Origin of the sequence: Salipiger sp. D13 (genome assembly GCF_003703915.1) — a bacterium.
GTDB lineage: Bacteria > Pseudomonadota > Alphaproteobacteria > Rhodobacterales > Rhodobacteraceae > Salipiger > Salipiger profundus.
The window spans coordinates 202321-217568 of the sequence record NZ_ML112594.1 but is presented as its reverse complement, the minus strand read 5'-3'; the positions used below and the strand labels follow the sequence as shown (position 1 = coordinate 217568).

Here is a 15248-nt window from a genome sequence, read left to right as displayed (position 1 = left end):
CCCGATGAATGCGATCTTCATGTCTTCTCCTCCCCGAACGAAATGCCGCGCGACGAAAGCATGATGGAAAACGCACGTAAATTGTGAATTAGTCACCACCGGGTTGCATGGATTCACATATGAGACAGGATTTCGACTGGGGCACGATGGAATGGTTTCTCGCGATCGCGCGGACCGGGCGGCTGACGCTCGCCGCGCAGAAGCTGGGAATCGACCACACCACCCTCAGCCGCCGGGTGAAGGCGCTCGAGGAGGCACTCGGCGCGCGGCTCTTCGACCGGACCGTATCGGGCTACAGCCTCACGCCGCAGGGCGAGCGTTTCCTCGCGGCGGCGCAGCGGGTGGAAACCATCGCACTGCAGGCGGCCAGCGACATCTCGGGCGCCACCTCGCGAATCGACGGGACCGTGCGGGTCGGCGCGCCCGAGGGATTCGGCAGCAGCTTTGTCGCGCCGGCATTGGTGAGGCTGGGACGCGCCCAGCCCGGACTGAAGCTCGAGCTCGTGTCGCTGCCGCGCCAGTTCAGCCTGACCAAGCGCGAGGCCGACATGGCCGTGAGCCTCGCCCGGCCCAGCAAGGGCCGACTGCACGCGCACAAGCTGACCAACTACGAGTTGGGGCTCTACGGCTCGAAGGCCTATCTTGCCGAAGCAGGGCGGCCCGAGACCCTCGCCGACCTGCGCCACCACGGCATCCTCGGCTACATCCAGGATCTCATCTACGCCCGCGAGCTGGACTACATCCCTCAGATTTCGCGGGATATCTCGCCCCGGTTGACGAGCTCCAGCCTGCCTGCGCAACTCAACATGACGCTGGCGGGCGGGGGGCTCTGCGTGCTGCCGCGTTTCCTTGCGCACGGGCATGCCGACCTCGTGCACGTCCTGCCCGAGGAGGTGCGGCTGGTGCGCTCGTTCTGGCTGGTGGTGCACAGCGAGTTGCGCGGCCTGTCCCGCATCCGCGCCTGCGCCGACTTCCTCACCGAGGAGGTACGTGCCGCCGGGGCGCTGTTCCACTACTGACCCGCAGGACGGCTTCAGACCTCGGACAGCAGTAGCGCGCCGCGCCGGGACCGGGCCGCCCGCTGCAGGTATTCCGACACCGACCGGACCCGCGCGAGATCCTCGGTGCTCTGGTGGCTGACGATCCAGACCGTGCGCTTCAGCAGGTAGCGGTCGGTCAGCACCGGCACGAGGCCGGGATCGTTCAGCGCCATGAAACGCGGCAGGATTCCGAGCCCCGCCCCCGAACGGATCGCCTCGCGCTGCGCGGCCATCGAGCTTGACGCGAAACGCACCATCCGGCGCAGCCCCAGTTCCTCGAGAAAGCGCACCTCGCGCGAGAACAGCATGTCGGAGATGTAACCGACCAGCCGGTGATCCTGCAGTTCACCAAGTGCCTTGGGGGCACCCTTCTGCTGGATGTATTCCGACGAGGCGAAGAAATGCAGGTGGTAATCGGCGAGCTTGCGGGCCAGCAGCCGGCCGCTCTCGGGCAGCGACAGGCAGAGCGCGAGATGCACCTCCTGCTCGGCGACGCGGAACTCGCGCGAGCTGGCGACGACCTCGACGTCGACATCGGGATTGTCCTGCTGGAAGCGGGTCAGGATCGCCGGCAGGAAGAAGGTGCCCAGACCGTCCGGCGCCCCCACGCGAACACGGCCGGACAAGCGTTTGTTCTGCCCCGATATTTCCTCGAGCAGCTTCTCGCCGGAATGCTCGATCTCAAGCGCGAAGGGCAGGATCCGCTCACCCGCTTTCGTCAGTTCGAAGCCGTCGGCCCGGCGCACGAAGAGGTGCGTGCCGATGGCCCGCTCGAGCGCCTTGATCCGGCGCGCGATAGTCGTCTGATCGACGCCGAGCACCTTGCCCGCGTCGGTCATGCGCTTCATCCGGTGAAGCGCGATAAAGACCCTGAGGTCGTTCCAGTCGAAGCCGTCCCGCATTTTTGCAGAAATGGTCTGCAAATTTGTCCATGTCAAACCCGAATGTGCTGAATACCCTACCGCCAAAGGTCCGAGGCCTGTTCGCAGGAGCCTTTGGCAGGGAGGGAATTTCTATGTCACTGATCCGTCTCATCGACGGGATCAACGAGGTCGTCGGCAAGGCGGTCTCCTTCATCGCCGTCATATTCGCCGGCATGATCATCTACGACGTGATCATGCGCTACGGGTTCAACGCGCCCACCACCTGGGCGTTCGACCTCACCAAGATGCTCTACGGGTTCTACTTCGTGATGCTGGGCGGTTACGCGCTGCGCCACGGTGCCCACGTGCGGGTCGACCTGGTCACCGACAACCTTGCCCCCATGGCACGCCGCATCATCGAGATCCTGGGCTACCTGATCTTCTTCTTCCCGTTTGCCTGGGTCTTCGTGACCAAGAGCTGGGAATTCGCGATGCGCTCCTACGCGCAGGGCGAGACGACCTACGGCGCCGTGCAGCTTCCGGTCTACCCCGTGAAGATCGCCATGGCCGTGGCCGCTTGCCTGCTCGCGCTGCAGGGCATCTCGGAGGTCCTGAAACTCATCCTCAAGAAGCCGGAGTCCCATCATGTCGGGTGAAACGATCGGTCTCATCATGGCCGGTCTGCTGCTGATCGGCCTCTTCATGGGCCACCCGCTGGCCTTCGTCCTCGGCGGCACCGCCGTGCTCGGCGCGGTCATCGCCGGCAAGCCGATGGTGCTGGGCATCGTCATCAACCGTATCTTCGGCGAGGTGCTCGACAACTACATCCTGATCGCCATTCCGCTGTTCGTGCTGATGGCGCGGTTCCTGTCCGACTCGGGCGTGACGGACCGGATGTTCGAGACCCTGCGGCTGCTGATGGCCAAGGTCACCGGCGGGCTCGGGCTCGCGGTGGTGTTCATCTCGATCCTGCTCGCGGCCACCACCGGCATCATCGGCGCTTCGATCACCGTGATGGGCGTCATGGCCCTGAAACCGATGCTGCAATACGGCTATTCCAAGCGGCTCACCACCGGCGTCATCGCCGCGTCGGGCTGCCTCGGCATCCTGATCCCGCCGTCGATCATGCTGATCCTGATGGCGTCGAACTCGTCGCTGTCGGTGGGTGAACTGTTCGCGGGCTCGATGGGACCGGGCATCATTCTCGGCCTGCTCTACGCCGGCTACGTCGCGCTCGTAGCGATCATCCGCCCCGACCTCGCGCCGCCGGTTCCGACCGACGACAAGGTCTCGCGGGGAACGCTGCTGCGGATGCTGGTGATGGAAGCGCTGCCGCCGCTCGTGCTTATCTTCGGTATCCTCGGCACCATGCTGGCGGGCATTGCCACCGCCACCGAGGCCTCGGCAATCGGCGCCGCGCTGGCGCTCGGCATCGTCATCTTCCGCGGCCGCTTCGAGTGGGCCACCTTCCGCTCGGCGGTCTACGAGACCGCGCGCACCTCGGCGATGATCCTGTTCATCGTGGTCGGCGCGACCGCCTTTACCGGCGTCTTCAACATCACCGGCGGCCTGCGTGCCGCGCAGGAACTCATGCGCTCGCTCGACATGGCCCCCTGGATGCTGATCGCGGTGATGATGTTCATCGTCTTCCTTCTCGGCATGTTCCTCGACTGGACCGGCATCGTGCTGCTGTCGTTCCCGATCTTCCTGCCGATCGTGCAGGAGATGGGCGTCAACGAGCTCTGGTTCGTTGTGCTGACCGCCGTGGTGCTGCAGACCTCGTTCCTTTCGCCACCCTTCGGATACGCGCTGTTCTACCTGCGCGCGCTCGCCCCGAAGGAGGTGCGCACGTCCGACATCATCATCGGCGTGCTGCCGTTCATCGGACTGATCCTGATGATGGCCATGGCCATCGCGCTGTTCCCGCAGCTCGTGACATGGCTTCCGGCAACCCTTTACGGACCCAAATGAGACAGGAGGAGATCTCAATGACTCTCGGAAAGACCCTGGCTTCGGCCACCTTCGCGCTGACCCTCGTGGCAGGCGCCGCGTCGGCCCAGCAGAGCTGGCAGATGACCACCACCTGGCCGTCGTCGCTCGAACTGATCGAATTCGACAAGCATTTCGTGGACCTCGCCAACAAGCTGGCCGGCGACGAGGTGAACATCGAGTTCTTCGAGGGCGGCAGCCTCGTTCCCTCGGGCGAGGTCTTCGGCGCCGTCGAGAGCGGCACGATCCAGGCCGGCGCCGACTGGCCCGGCTACTGGGCCGGCCGTGACCCGGCGTTCTCGCCGCTCGCCACCACCTCGAGCCTGTTCAACGCCGTCGACTACGTGAACTGGATCCAGCAGTGGGGCGGCAAGGAAATCTACAACGAGACCTACGGCAAGTTCGGCATGGTCTACCTGCCCTACGCCGTGACCAACAACGAGTCCGGCTTCCACACCAAGGAAGCGATCCGCTCGATCGACGACCTGCAGGGCAAGCGCCTGCGGGTGTCCGGCCTCGAGCAGGGCCGGCTGCTCAACCAGCTCGGCGGCAGCCAGGTCTCCATGGCCGGCGGCGAGATCTACCAGTCGCTCGAGCGCGGCGTGATCGACGGGGCCGAGTTCTCGACCCCCAACGTCGACTGGTCCGGCGGCTTCCAGCAGGTCACCGACTACTGGGCGACCCCGGGCTGGCACCAGTCCGCGTCGGTCTTCGGCGTGATGATCAACAAGAGCGCCTGGGATTCGCTGAGCGCCGAGGCGCAGGAGAAGCTCGAGATCGCGGCTGACGCAACGATGCTGTGGTCGCTCGCCTTCACCGAGCGCCGCGCCAACGACGCCTACAAGAAGTTCGACGAGGCGAACGAGATCACCCGCATGGATGACGAGGCGCTGGCCACGATCCAGGAAACCGCGAACGCGGTGATCGAGGAAGTCGCCTGCGAGAACCCGTCCTCGGCGAAGGTCTACCTGAGCCAGCTCGAGTACCTGCAGGACTACTCGGCATGGCGTTCGGCTTCGGCCCCGTTCAACCTCGGCCGGAACCCCGACGGCCCGGACATCGAGAAGATTCGCGGCTGCGCCGAGTAAGCGCAGGGGCGTGACGACAAGCGGCGGCGGCGCGGGACCATCCCGCGCCGCCGTTTTCGTTTGACGGGCATCCGGGCGTCAGCTCTCCCACACCCGCCGGCACGCCGCGTCGACGCAGGCGTGCAGCGCCAGGGTGAGGACCGCCAGCACGATGAGCGCCGCGAACATCAGGTCGATCTTCGCCCGCCCGTTCGCCAGCAGCATCAGGTAGCCGAGCCCCTGCGAGGCCCCCACCCATTCCCCGATGATCGCCCCGATCGGCGCGTAGACCGCGGCGAGCCGCAGCCCCGAGGCGAAGCCCGGCATCGCGGCGGGCACCCGGATGTGCCAGAGCAGCCGCGCGGGACGCGCGCCCATCACCCGGCCAAGCTCGAGCCAGCCCTTGGGCGTGCGCATCAGCGCATCGAAGAACGCCGAGGTCACCGGGAAATAGATGATGAGCAGCGCCATCGCGACCTTTGACCAGAGCCCGTAGCCCAGCCACAGCGTCAGGATCGGCGCCAGCGCGAAGACCGGCACCGCCTGGCTGAAGACCAGCACCGGGCGCAGCACCGCCCGTGCCGCCGGCGAGGCCGCGAGCAGGATCGCCGTCGCAAAGCCAGCCGCCGCACCCAGCAAGAGCCCGAGCCCCACCTCGGCCGCCGTCACCAGCGCGTGTTCGGCGATCAGGGCGCGGCTGGTCCAGAGGGTTTCGGCCACGAGCAACGGCCCCGGCAGGATGAAGCGCGGCAGCTCTGCCAGCGTCACGACGGCCTGCCACGCCACAAGGCAGAGACAGGCGATGGCGGCAAGGCGCAGGGTCTGTCTCATGCGGCCTCCATGAGGTGACGATGCAGCCGCCCTTGGAAGGTCAGCGTTTCCGGCGCATCATAGGCGCGCGGCGGTTGGTCCTGAGGCACCGGCATTTCGGTGATTCCGTCCCCCGTCATCAGCAGCACGCGCTGCCCGAGCCGCGCGGCCTCGGCGGTGTCATGGGTGACGTGCAGCACCGTGCGCCCCGAGAGCAGCTCGGCGGACAGCTCCTGCATGAGCGCGCGCGAGCGGGCATCGAGCGCCGAGAACGGTTCGTCGAGCAGCACGACGGGGCGGTCCTCCATGAGTGTCCGGGCGAGCGCGGCGCGCTGGCGCTGGCCACCCGAGAGCGCGTGCGGTCGCTTGTCGGCATGATCGGCCAGCCCGACGCGGGCGAGCAGCGCGCGCGCCCTGTCGCGATCCGGGCGCTGCCCGCGCAGCGGGGCCCCGAGCGCGACGTTCGAGACGATATCGCGCCAGGGCATCAGCAGGTCGCTCTGCGCCATCAGGCCCACGCGCCCCGCCAATGGCTGCCCGTCCCCGGCACCATAGGTGCCGTCAAAGGAAACCTCCTCGCCGAGCCCGGCGAGCAGCCGCAGCACCGTGGACTTGCCTACGCCCGACGGACCCAGGAGGCAGGTCCATGTCCCCGCGGGGACCGTGACCTCGATCGGACCGAAGATGGGCGCGTCCCCGATCGTCGCCCGCCCGGACAGATGCAGCGCCGGAGCGGTCATGCCGAAAGACCCATCTCCCAGAAGTCCACCTCGAGCCGGGTCGCCTTGGCGAAGCGCGCGCAAACCCGTGGCCAGCGGGGGCTCTGCTCGGGCGCATCGCCCAGCCGGCGCGCCGCCGCCGCGTCGATCAGCGCGCCGACCGCCGCGCAGGTCTGCTGGTAGTCGGCATCGGCATAGGTCGCGATCCAGTCGCGGTAGGGCGTATCGCCCGCCTCCTGCCCCAGCCGCGCGCCGATCTCGCCGTAGCCAAGCACGCAGGGCGCCAGCGCTGCCAGCAGATCGAGGAAATCGCCCGAATGCCCGGCGTCCAGCACGTATCGCGTGTAGGCCAGGTTCTGCGGCGCTTCCTCGGCCGAGAAAAGCGCCTCCTCGGAGATGCCCTCGGCGGCGCAGGTCTGGACGTGCAGGCGCATCTCCTCGTCAAGGAGCGCGTGCACGGTCGCCGCGCAGGCACGCATCTCGTCCAGCGTTTCCGCCTTGGTCACCGCGAGCGCCCAGGCCCGCGAGAAATGCACGAGAAAGACGTAGTCCTGCACGAGGTAGTGCAGGAACGCGTCGCGCGGCAGGCTGCCGTCGCGCATCCCCTCGACAAAGGCGTGCCGGGTGTAGTCGTGCCACGTGTCGCCGGCGGCCGCGCGCCAGAGCGGGAAGGTCCGTCCGTAGCTCATTCCACGGCCCCCATGTCGATGGCGAGCTCTGCGACGGGGCGCGTCGCCGCGGTCAGCCCGGCCTCTTGCAGGAAGGTCTCGAAGCGGGCGTAGCGGCCCGCGTCCAGCGCCTCGGGGCGCAGCGCGAAACGCGGGATGGTGTCGGCCCAGGCGCGTTCGTTCAACGCGTCCTGAAGCTCGGTCGAGGTCGCGGCGAAGGTCTCCCAGCTCTCCTGCGGATGGTTGACGATGTATTGCGTCGCGCGCTCGGTGGCCGACAGGAAGCGCCGGACCAGGTCCCGGTCCATGGTCTCGGGGTTGGCGACGTAGATCAGCTCGTCATAGGGCGGCACGCCCTCCTCCTCGGGGTAGAAGCAACGGCCCGCGACGCCCTCGATCTCCATCTGGTTCAGCTCGAAGTTGCGGAAGGCCCCGATCACCGCATCGACCTGCCCCGACATGAGCGCGGGCGACAGCGACCAGTTGACGTTGACCATCTCGACATCGTCCGGCGAAAGGCCCGCCTGCCCCAGCATCGCCGAGAGCACCGCGCCCTCGACACCCGAGACCGAGAAGCCCACCTTGCGGTCCTTCAGGTCGGCAATCTCTTCGATGGGGCCGTCGTCGAGCACCAGCAGGCAGTTCAGCGGGGTCGAGACCAGTGTGCCGACCCGCACCAGCGGCATCCCCTCGGCCACCTGCAGGTGCAGCTGCGGCTGGTACGAGATGGCAAGATCGGCGCGACCGGCTGCGGCCATCTTCGGCGGGTCCGAGGGGTCGGCGGGCGCGATCACCTCGACCTCGAGACCGGCGTCGGCGAAATAGCCCTCTTCCTGCGCGATGACGATGGGGCCGTGGTCGGGATTGACGAACCAGTCGAGCACGATGGTGAGCTTGTCCTGCGCGAGGGCGGGCGTGGCCGCGAAAAGCGCAAGCGCGGTGAGCATGGGTTTCATTCGGTATCTCCGGGTTGGTCGCCAAGAGCGACGAGCTTGATGTCTCCGGCCCAGACTTGGGCCAGCCGGTCCGCCGCCTGCCACGAGCGCAGGCCGGAGCGGCAACACAGGACGGCGCGCTGACCGGGGTCCGGCAGCGGCCCGCCGGGACCGAAGGCGGTCACCGGCAGCCGATGCGCATCGGGGCGCACCAGCGGCGCCTCGGTCTCGGCGCGCAGATCGACGACGAAATCGCCGGCGGCGATGCCGGCGGGATCGAGAAAGCGCGGGGCGTGGTCGGGTTCCGGCGCGCCGGTGAAGCGGAAGCCGCCGAAGCGGAACCCCTGCGCCTCGAAGGTGACGAGCTGGCCGAGGGGCGACGGCGCGACTCCGGCGAGCAGCGCCAGCGCCATCTGCGCCTGCAGCGCTCCGATGGTCCCAACGACCGGTCCCAGCACGCCGTCCTCGGCGCAGGAGCCGGCGCGCTGCGGCAGGTCGGGAAACACCGCCCGCAGGCTGGGCGCGCCGCCGCAGAAGGCGCCGACGTGTCCGCCGGTGCCGATCACCGAGGCACTGACCAGCGGCTGCCCCGTCGCGTGGCAGCTGTCCGAGAGGATATAGCTCACCGCGAAACTGTCGGCGCAGTCGAGCACGAGGTCGGCGCCTGCGCAGAGCGCCGCGGCGTTGTCCGGGCCGAGCGCGTCCACGACCGCGTCGATGTGCACGTCGGCGTTCAGGGCCCGGATCGCCGCCGCCGCGACCTCGGCCTTGGGCGACCCGGCATCGGTCTCGCGGAACAGGGTCTGGCGGTGCAGGTTGCTCGCCTCGACCCGGTCGGGATCGACCAGCGTGATCCGCCCCACCCCGGCGCCGCCGAGATATTGCAGAACCGGCGCCGCAAGACCGCCCGCGCCCACCACCAGCACATGGGCGGCGGCCAGCGCGGCCTGCCCCGCCGCACCGAACTCCGGCACCGCCACCTGTCGGGCGTAGCGGGTCATCGTGTCACCTCGATCCAGTCGCGCGCACGTGCCTCGGGGTCGTCGTGCAGGGTGATGTCGGTCACCACCGAGACAATGTCGGCGCCCGCCGCGAAGGCCCCGGCCGCGCGCTCGACCCGCATCCCGCCGATGGCGACAAGCGGCAGCTCTCCGACAAGGCGCTTCCACTCGGTGACGCGCTCGAGCCCCTGCTGCTCCCATTTCATCTTCTTGAGGATCGTCGGATAGACCGGCCCGAGCGCCACGTAGTCGGGCCCGAGCAGCAGCGCCCGGTCGAGTTCATCGTGGTCGTGCGTGCTGATGCCGAGCCGCAGCCCGGCACGCCGGATCGCGGGCAGGTCGGCCTCGTCGAGGTCCTCCTGCCCGAGGTGCAGCCAGTCGCAGCCCGCCTCGATCGCCACGCGCCAGTGATCGTTGACCACCAGCACCGCGCCATGCTGCCGGCAGAGCGCCTGCGCGCGGCTGATGATGGGAAGAAGCTCGACCTCGGGCGTGTCCTTGATGCGCAGCTGCACCAGTTTCACGCCGAGCGGCAGCATCCGTTCCAGCCACGCCACGCTGTCGAAGATCGGGTAGAACCTGTCGAGCCTCATGCGAGAAACGCCTTTCCGATCAAAGGGGTGGAAGGCGCGGCCATGTCGCGCGCCTCCATCGGGTCGGCCTCGAAGGCCAGCCGACCGGCCTCGACCGCGCGGGCGAAACCCTGCGCCATGGCGGGCGGATCACCGGCCTTGGCGACGGCGGTGTTCAGCAGGACGGCATCGAAGCCCATCTCCATCGCCGCCGCCGCCTGGCTCGGCAGGCCGAGCCCCGCATCGACCACCATCGGCACGTCGGGGAACTGGGCGCGGAGCGTGCGCAGCCCGTAGATGTTGGTCAGCCCCAACCCGGTGCCGATGGGTGCGCCCCACGGCATCAGCACCTCGCAACCGACCGACAGCAGCCGGTCGGCCAGCACGATGTCCTCGGTGGTGTAGGGAAAGACCTTGAAGCCGTCGTCCACGAGGATGCGCGCGGCCTCGACCAGCCCGAAGGGATCGGGTTGCAGCGTGTCCGCGTGGCCGATGACCTCGAGCTTGATCCAGTCGGTCTCGAACAGCTCGCGCGCCATCTGCGCCGTGGTCACCGCCTCGCGCACCGAGTGGCAACCGGCGGTGTTGGGCAGGACCGCGACACCAAGGTCTCGGACGAGATCCCAGAACGCCGCGCCCGCCTTCTCGTGACCGGCCTCGCGGCGGACCGAAACGGTGGCGATGCCGGCGCCGGAACGCCGAAAGGCGTCCGCGAGCACTCCGGGCGAGGGATATTGCGCCGTGCCCAGCATCAGGCGCGATACGATGTCGGTATCGTAGAGCTTCATCTCAGCCTCCTTGCCGCGGGGTGACGATCTCGACCCGGTCGCCCGGCGAGAGCGCGGTGCCGGCCCGGGCGGCGCTCGGCACGAAGTCCTCGTTGAGCGCGGTGGCGACCTTTGAATCGCCGTAGCCCAGTTCCTCGAGCGCGCCTGCCAGCGTCGTGGCGCGGACCTCGGTCGCGGTTCCGTTAATCGTGATCTTCATCCATGAACTCCGCTGTCGTTCCGTCGCAGGCCGCCGCCACCGCCATTTTCGCAAGCGCCGGCGCAAGCAGAAAACCGTGACGGAACAAGCCGTTGACATGAAAGGTGTCGCCCCTGCGCCGGACGCGGGGCAGGTTGTCGGGAAAGGCCGGGCGCGCATCGGCGCCGATCTCGACCAGCTCGGCCTCGCCGAAGGCCGGGTGCAGCGCGTAGGCCGCCGAGAGCAGTTCGAGCACCGAGCGCACGCTGCGCCGCCGGTCCTCGCTTTCGATCTGCGTGGCGCCAAGCATGAAGAGCCCGTCGGCGCGGGGAACGATGTAGAGCGGATAACGCGGGTGCAGCAGACGCACCGGGCGCGACAGGCGGATGTCATGGCTGCGAAGCACCGCCATCTCGCCCTTGACCCCGCGCAGGTCGCTCAGTCGGTCGCGCGCCGAAAGACCCCGGCAGTCGAAGGTCAGCCCCTCCGGCGTTCCGCGCTCGGCGCGGAAACGGACGCCCGCCGCCTCGAGACGGTCGCGCAGGCAGGTGAGCGCCGCACGCGGGTCGAGATGCGCCTCGCCGGGGAAGAGCAGCGCCCGCTCGAAGCGACCGTCGAGGTCGGGCTCGAGTTCGGCAATGCCGTTGGCATCCTGTGTCACGTGCTCGGCGGTCCGGCGTGCGAAACGGTCGAGCTCGCGCCGGTCGCGGCCCAGCGTCAGCACAAGCGTGCCGCGCCGCTGCACCTCGACACCCTGCGCAGCCCACCAGTCCGCGGCCTCCTGCCCGAGGCGGATGACGGGCTCCTCGGCGCTTTCGCCCTCGCAGAACGGCGCGAGCATGCCCCCCGCCCACCAAGAGCAGCCATGCGGGCCGGGACGGGGCGACGGATCGCAGACCGTCACGTCATGGCCACGCGCGACCAGCTCGGTCGCGACGCAGAGACCGGCGACGCCGGCACCGATGACCGTGGCGCGGGTCATGGGCGGCCTCGCCTACGGACGGCGGGGCGAGCGCTGCCGCGCAAGGCGGGCGCGGTGTTCAGGCGGTCGGATGGGTGACGGCTCATGCAAGGTCCTCCATCGACGCAAGGATGGAGGACGACCGGACGCGGAGAGACTCCCCCTGTTCGGTCGAGCTCCGTTCCCTACGCCGGTATTAGCCGGATCAGGTTCTATGGGTCGGCTGTCGCCTCTCAGCCCCTGACGGGGCACCCCAACGGATTCACCACGACGTTAACCGGATGGGCGCGGCGATACAACTGCCCATCGTCCGCCCCCTGTCCCGCCGCGACCGCGCGCCGGTCTGGTCCGTCCGGTGACGGAGTCGCGAATTTCCGCTCATCGCCAGGCCGGCGGGATCATCCTGTCGCGGCCCGCTGGCAGGCCGCCGCCCCTGCACTATGTGCATTCCGCAAGGTTTCCGGATTTGGAGCAGATTTCGACGTGCTGTCACATTTCGCGAGATGGGCTCCGGGCGCAGACTGCCCGGCATCGGCGGCCCGCTGCCACCCTTCGTGCATGACAGGCGCGTCGATGCCCGCCTTCCCGGGCAACGCCGGAGGCGCTGTCGCATGATCGCCTTTCCGTCGCTGGCCTTTCTCATCTTCGGTGTCGCTTACGCGCTGGTGTCACTGGTCTTCGCGATCATCTTCCGCGACGGCGTGCTCGGCGAGATCCTGAGCTCGGTCTCCGGCGGACTGGACATTTCGCTGCGCTACTTCTGGGCCATGGCGCTGGTCATCACCGCCTGGGCGGTGCGATCGGGCATCAAGCGCGGCGCGCCGCTGCGGGTGGCGGTCGGCAATGTCGCCGCCATCTACGCCGCGACCTTCGCGCTTCACTTCGGCTTCACGCTGTTCAAGACGACGATGCCAGAGATCGTGCCCCATTACGCCGACCCCTACCTCGCGGCGGTGGATGCCTGGCTGCACGGGCAGTCCGACCCCTGGTCGGTGATCGACCGGCTGATCGGCTCGGCCCGGATGATCCAGCTCACGCCGCTCTACCAGGGGCCGTGGCTGGTCGCCGCCTTCCTGTTCCCGGTGATCCTCGTGGCCTCGGACGACAACCCCGAGCGGGTGAAGCGCTACCTCGTGCTCTACTGCTGCAGCTGGATCGTGATCGGCAATATCATCGCGCTTGGCGGCATGTCGGTGGGGCCGGTGTTCTACGACAGGTTCTACGGTAGCGCCCGCTTCGAAGGGCTGACCCGGACACTGGACGAGGCGGGGCTCGCACACACCACGATGGGGATGCTGCAGGACTACCTGTGGAGCATGTTCGCCGCCGGTCGCGAGGGCTTCGGCACAGGCATCTCGGCCTTTGCCTCGGTTCACGTTTCGGTCGCCACCGTGATCGCGCTATACTGCGGTGAGCGCTCGCCGCTGCTCGCCGTCCCGAGCGGGCTGTTCTGCGGCATGGTGCTGCTGCTGTCGGTCTGGAGCGGCTACCACTATGCGGTCGATGGCTATGTCTCGATCGCGACCGTGGCACTGATCTGGGCCGGGCTCCGGCGCTGGTCGCGCAGTTCGGCGACCGGCAAGGCGCCGGCACGCTACGCGCTCGACGAACGGCTCGACGCCTCGCGCGACTGAGACGGCGCCCGGCCTCATCGGACCGGGCACCGTGCGTCACGACTTCACATCGTGACGCAGATCTTGCCGAAATGATCGCCGCTTTCCTGCAGACGGAAGGCGTCTGCGAGATCCGCCAGATCGAAGGTCCGGTCCACCACCGGACGGATGGCGAGCGTCTCGAGCGCGGCGACGAAATCCTGCTGGTGCTTGCGCGACCCGACGATCAGACCCTGCAGCCGCTGCTGCTTGCGCATCAGGTTGGCGGTGGGAATCTCGCCGCTGATGCCCGTCAGGATACCGATCAGCGCGAGGTGCGCGCCGGGACGGCCCGCGGTGATCGACTGCTCCAGCGTGGCCGGGCCGCCGACCTCGACCACGATGTCGACGCCCCGCCCGCCTGTGAGCCGCTGCATCTCTGCGCCCCACTCCGGCGTGTCACGGTAGTTGATGACGTGATCGGCGCCCAGCTCGCGCAGCCGCTCGAGCTTCGCGTCCGACGACGAGGTCGCGATGACCCGCGCGCCCATCGCCTTGGCAATCTGCAGCGCGTAGATCGAAACGCCGCCAGTGCCGAGCACCGCCACGGTGTCGCCCGGCTTCAGGCCGCCGTCGACCACCAGCGCCCGCCACGCGGTGAGCCCGGCGGTGGTGATGGTGGCGGCCTCGGCATGGCTCCAGCCTTCGGGCGCGTGGGTGACCCAGCTTGCGGGCAGCGTCACGCTCTCGCGGGCGTAACCGTCGAGCCCGTCACCGGGCACGCGCGAGAAATCCGAGGGCCGGAAGGCGCCGTCCTGCCAGTCGGGGAAGAAGCACGACACCACGCGGTCGCCGACGCCAACGTCGGTTACGCCGTCGCCGACCGCCGTGACCTCGCCGGCACCGTCGGCCATGGGTATCCGCCCGTCGGCGGCGGCGTTTTCACGGGAGGCGACCATGTAGTCGTGGAAATTCAGCGAGGTGGCGTGCAGCCGCACGGTGATCTCGCCGGCCTTCGGCGCCTCGGCCTCGGGGGCGTCGGAGAGCACGAGGTTGTCGAGCCCGCCGGGGGCCTTGATGCTGATCTGTCTCATTCGGATGTCTTTCCGTCTTCTGGGTGTCGCGCCCACAGTGGAGCGATTGCCGCAAAGGGTAGACCGCATGGGCAGCGCGACCATCCCCGATCGCCGGATCACGATCAGCCGGGGCCGGCCGCCTGAGACACGTCGAGCGCCATCGCCCCCGAGACCGAGGCGCCCGGGGCGAGCGACCGCAGGCCGTCCGGCCCGGTCGCCGTCTCGCCGCTGACGTGACTTTGCGGCTCGAGCGCGAAGCGTGGCATGTCGGGGGTCGCGAAGAGCATCAGCGCCCCGAGCCCCCGCGCCTCCATCCGCAAGGTATAGCCGAGTGAGGGCTGGTCGATGTCCGCGCGGCCCGACCAGCCCGAATAGCACTGGTTGCGCCATGCCTCGGGCAGGCGGCGCGGGGCGCGGTAGTCCTCGCCCCCCGGAACAGGCTCGCGGCCGCGCGGCAGGTGCCCCTCGCCCTCGGGCCAGAGGTGCTGCGCGGCAAAGGCAACGGTCGTCTCCGGCAGGCGCGGAAAGAAGGGATGGAAACCCAGCCCGACCGGAAGCACGCCATCCCCGGTGGTCTCGAGCGTGAGCCCGAAGGCGGCACCGGTCGCGGTCAGCGCGATGTCAAAGGTCATGCGCAGGCGCATCGGGTCGCGGTCTGCCGGATCGAGGCGCAGCCGCAGGCGGTCGGAGCTCTGTGCCGCCACCGTCCAGGTGCGCTGCCAGGCGATCCCGTGCAGCGCCAGTGGCTCGTCGGTGTTGGGCTGCACCGGAATCACGTGGTTGCCATGGCGCAGCCGGTTGCCCCGCGCGCGGTTGGCGAAGGGCGCCATGAGGAACATCGCGGCTTCGGCCGGGCCATCACCCGGAGGGTCGGCGGGGGCCAGCACGGGCACCGCGCCCGCCCCCATGAGCGCCTCGAACCGCAGGACCGAGGCCCCGCGATCCGGGTCGACAGTCAGCCGGACGCGGTCGTTTCCGAGCGCGATCAT

At 68.8% G+C, this 15248-nt stretch carries 17 protein-coding genes and 1 riboswitch; of the genes, 5 read left to right on the top strand and 12 right to left on the bottom strand.

What is annotated here, in order from left to right:
* Positions 1-119 precede the first annotated feature (119 nt).
* The gene (locus D6860_RS10715) at positions 120-1019 is read left to right on the top strand and encodes a LysR family transcriptional regulator (RefSeq protein WP_076624225.1); all 900 of its coding nucleotides are present in this window, start codon (positions 120-122) and stop codon (positions 1017-1019) included.
* A 14-nt stretch (positions 1020-1033) separates the two neighbouring features.
* Here D6860_RS10715 and D6860_RS10710 read toward each other — a convergent pair whose 3' ends face one another.
* Complete coding sequence (locus tag D6860_RS10710) at positions 1034-1963, bottom strand: LysR family transcriptional regulator (RefSeq protein ID WP_083697838.1); 930 nt, start codon at positions 1961-1963, stop codon at positions 1034-1036.
* 92 nt (positions 1964-2055) lie between these two features.
* Here D6860_RS10710 and D6860_RS10705 point away from each other — a divergent pair, with 92 nt between their 5' ends.
* The 3 genes from D6860_RS10705 to dctP are packed head-to-tail and all read left to right on the top strand — an operon-like array spanning position 2056 to position 4980.
* Entirely contained in the window at positions 2056-2559 is a 504-nt protein-coding gene (locus D6860_RS10705; protein ID WP_017468734.1) for a TRAP transporter small permease subunit, read from the top strand.
* On the top strand, positions 2549-3874 hold the full coding sequence (locus tag D6860_RS10700; protein ID WP_076624227.1) for a TRAP transporter large permease: 1326 nt from the start codon (positions 2549-2551) through the stop codon (positions 3872-3874). Before D6860_RS10705 ends, D6860_RS10700 begins: the two co-directional genes overlap by 11 nt.
* Positions 3875-3891: 17 nt before the next feature.
* Positions 3892-4980: a TRAP transporter substrate-binding protein DctP gene (gene dctP / locus D6860_RS10695; protein WP_076624228.1), complete on the top strand. Its 1089-nt coding sequence runs from the start codon at positions 3892-3894 to the stop codon at positions 4978-4980.
* 78 nt (positions 4981-5058) lie between these two features.
* Here the strand turns inward: dctP and D6860_RS10690 are convergent, their stop codons facing one another.
* Genes D6860_RS10690 through D6860_RS10650 form a run of 9 tightly spaced genes read right to left on the bottom strand, consistent with a single transcriptional unit; the run spans position 5059 to position 11612 of the window.
* The gene (locus tag D6860_RS10690) at positions 5059-5790 is read right to left on the bottom strand and encodes an ABC transporter permease (RefSeq protein ID WP_076624229.1); all 732 of its coding nucleotides are present in this window, start codon (positions 5788-5790) and stop codon (positions 5059-5061) included.
* A complete protein-coding gene (locus tag D6860_RS10685; protein WP_076624230.1) occupies positions 5787-6509 on the bottom strand; it encodes an ABC transporter ATP-binding protein in 723 nt (240 codons plus the stop codon). The genes D6860_RS10690 and D6860_RS10685 overlap by 4 nt, the downstream gene beginning before the upstream one ends.
* Positions 6506-7177: a thiaminase II gene (gene tenA, locus D6860_RS10680; RefSeq protein ID WP_076624231.1), complete on the bottom strand. Its 672-nt coding sequence runs from the start codon at positions 7175-7177 to the stop codon at positions 6506-6508. Before tenA ends, D6860_RS10685 begins: the two co-directional genes overlap by 4 nt.
* Positions 7174-8112: an ABC transporter substrate-binding protein gene (locus D6860_RS10675; protein ID WP_076624232.1), complete on the bottom strand. Its 939-nt coding sequence runs from the start codon at positions 8110-8112 to the stop codon at positions 7174-7176. The genes tenA and D6860_RS10675 overlap by 4 nt, the downstream gene beginning before the upstream one ends.
* Entirely contained in the window at positions 8109-9092 is a 984-nt protein-coding gene (locus tag D6860_RS10670) for a ThiF family adenylyltransferase (RefSeq protein WP_076624233.1), read from the bottom strand. Before D6860_RS10670 ends, D6860_RS10675 begins: the two co-directional genes overlap by 4 nt.
* A complete protein-coding gene (locus tag D6860_RS10665) occupies positions 9089-9685 on the bottom strand; it encodes a thiamine phosphate synthase (RefSeq protein WP_076624234.1) in 597 nt (198 codons plus the stop codon). The genes D6860_RS10670 and D6860_RS10665 overlap by 4 nt, the downstream gene beginning before the upstream one ends.
* Complete coding sequence (locus D6860_RS10660) at positions 9682-10452, bottom strand: thiazole synthase (RefSeq protein WP_076624235.1); 771 nt, start codon at positions 10450-10452, stop codon at positions 9682-9684. The genes D6860_RS10665 and D6860_RS10660 overlap by 4 nt, the downstream gene beginning before the upstream one ends.
* Before the next feature lies 1 nt (position 10453).
* Entirely contained in the window at positions 10454-10651 is a 198-nt protein-coding gene (gene thiS / locus D6860_RS10655) for a sulfur carrier protein ThiS (protein ID WP_076624236.1), read from the bottom strand.
* Positions 10635-11612 carry an FAD-dependent oxidoreductase gene (locus D6860_RS10650; protein WP_076624237.1) on the bottom strand — a complete coding sequence of 326 codons (978 nt, stop codon included), beginning with the start codon at positions 11610-11612 and terminating at the stop codon, positions 10635-10637. The genes thiS and D6860_RS10650 overlap by 17 nt, the downstream gene beginning before the upstream one ends.
* Before the next feature lie 144 nt (positions 11613-11756).
* A riboswitch (TPP riboswitch) is annotated at positions 11757-11857 on the bottom strand.
* Between the two features lie 345 nt (positions 11858-12202).
* Between D6860_RS10650 and D6860_RS10645 the strand changes: the two genes are divergently transcribed.
* Positions 12203-13225 carry a phosphatase PAP2 family protein gene (locus D6860_RS10645; RefSeq protein ID WP_076624238.1) on the top strand — a complete coding sequence of 341 codons (1023 nt, stop codon included), beginning with the start codon at positions 12203-12205 and terminating at the stop codon, positions 13223-13225.
* Between the two features lie 44 nt (positions 13226-13269).
* Here D6860_RS10645 and D6860_RS10640 read toward each other — a convergent pair whose 3' ends face one another.
* Both D6860_RS10640 and D6860_RS10635 read right to left on the bottom strand, forming a co-directional pair.
* The gene (locus tag D6860_RS10640) at positions 13270-14277 is read right to left on the bottom strand and encodes a zinc-dependent alcohol dehydrogenase family protein (protein ID WP_076624239.1); all 1008 of its coding nucleotides are present in this window, start codon (positions 14275-14277) and stop codon (positions 13270-13272) included.
* Between the two features lie 104 nt (positions 14278-14381).
* Positions 14382-15248 (bottom strand): aldose 1-epimerase, encoded by an 867-nt coding sequence (locus D6860_RS10635; RefSeq protein ID WP_076624240.1) that lies wholly within the window; start codon positions 15246-15248, stop codon positions 14382-14384.

Bases quoted from the DNA above. Each gene is read 5' to 3' on its own strand.
- D6860_RS10685 (WP_076624230.1), bottom strand. From the start codon at position 6,509: ATGACCGCTCCGGCGCTGCATCTGTCCGGGCGGGCGACGATCGGGGAC.
- D6860_RS10640 (WP_076624239.1), bottom strand. From the start codon at position 14,277: ATGAGACAGATCAGCATCAAGGCCCCCGGCGGGCTCGACAACCTCGTG.
- D6860_RS10715 (WP_076624225.1), top strand. From the start codon at position 120: ATGAGACAGGATTTCGACTGGGGCACGATGGAATGGTTTCTCGCGATC.
- tenA (WP_076624231.1), bottom strand. From the start codon at position 7,177: ATGAGCTACGGACGGACCTTCCCGCTCTGGCGCGCGGCCGCCGGCGAC.
- D6860_RS10700 (WP_076624227.1), top strand. From the start codon at position 2,549: ATGTCGGGTGAAACGATCGGTCTCATCATGGCCGGTCTGCTGCTGATC.
- D6860_RS10650 (WP_076624237.1), bottom strand. From the start codon at position 11,612: ATGACCCGCGCCACGGTCATCGGTGCCGGCGTCGCCGGTCTCTGCGTC.
- D6860_RS10660 (WP_076624235.1), bottom strand. From the start codon at position 10,452: ATGAAGCTCTACGATACCGACATCGTATCGCGCCTGATGCTGGGCACG.
- dctP (WP_076624228.1), top strand. From the start codon at position 3,892: ATGACTCTCGGAAAGACCCTGGCTTCGGCCACCTTCGCGCTGACCCTC.
- D6860_RS10670 (WP_076624233.1), bottom strand. From the start codon at position 9,092: ATGACCCGCTACGCCCGACAGGTGGCGGTGCCGGAGTTCGGTGCGGCG.
- thiS (WP_076624236.1), bottom strand. From the start codon at position 10,651: ATGAAGATCACGATTAACGGAACCGCGACCGAGGTCCGCGCCACGACG.
- D6860_RS10645 (WP_076624238.1), top strand. From the start codon at position 12,203: ATGATCGCCTTTCCGTCGCTGGCCTTTCTCATCTTCGGTGTCGCTTAC.
- D6860_RS10705 (WP_017468734.1), top strand. From the start codon at position 2,056: ATGTCACTGATCCGTCTCATCGACGGGATCAACGAGGTCGTCGGCAAG.
- D6860_RS10635 (WP_076624240.1), bottom strand. From the start codon at position 15,248: ATGATCGCGCTCGGAAACGACCGCGTCCGGCTGACTGTCGACCCGGAT.
- D6860_RS10690 (WP_076624229.1), bottom strand. From the start codon at position 5,790: ATGAGACAGACCCTGCGCCTTGCCGCCATCGCCTGTCTCTGCCTTGTG.
- D6860_RS10665 (WP_076624234.1), bottom strand. From the start codon at position 9,685: ATGAGGCTCGACAGGTTCTACCCGATCTTCGACAGCGTGGCGTGGCTG.
- D6860_RS10675 (WP_076624232.1), bottom strand. From the start codon at position 8,112: ATGAAACCCATGCTCACCGCGCTTGCGCTTTTCGCGGCCACGCCCGCC.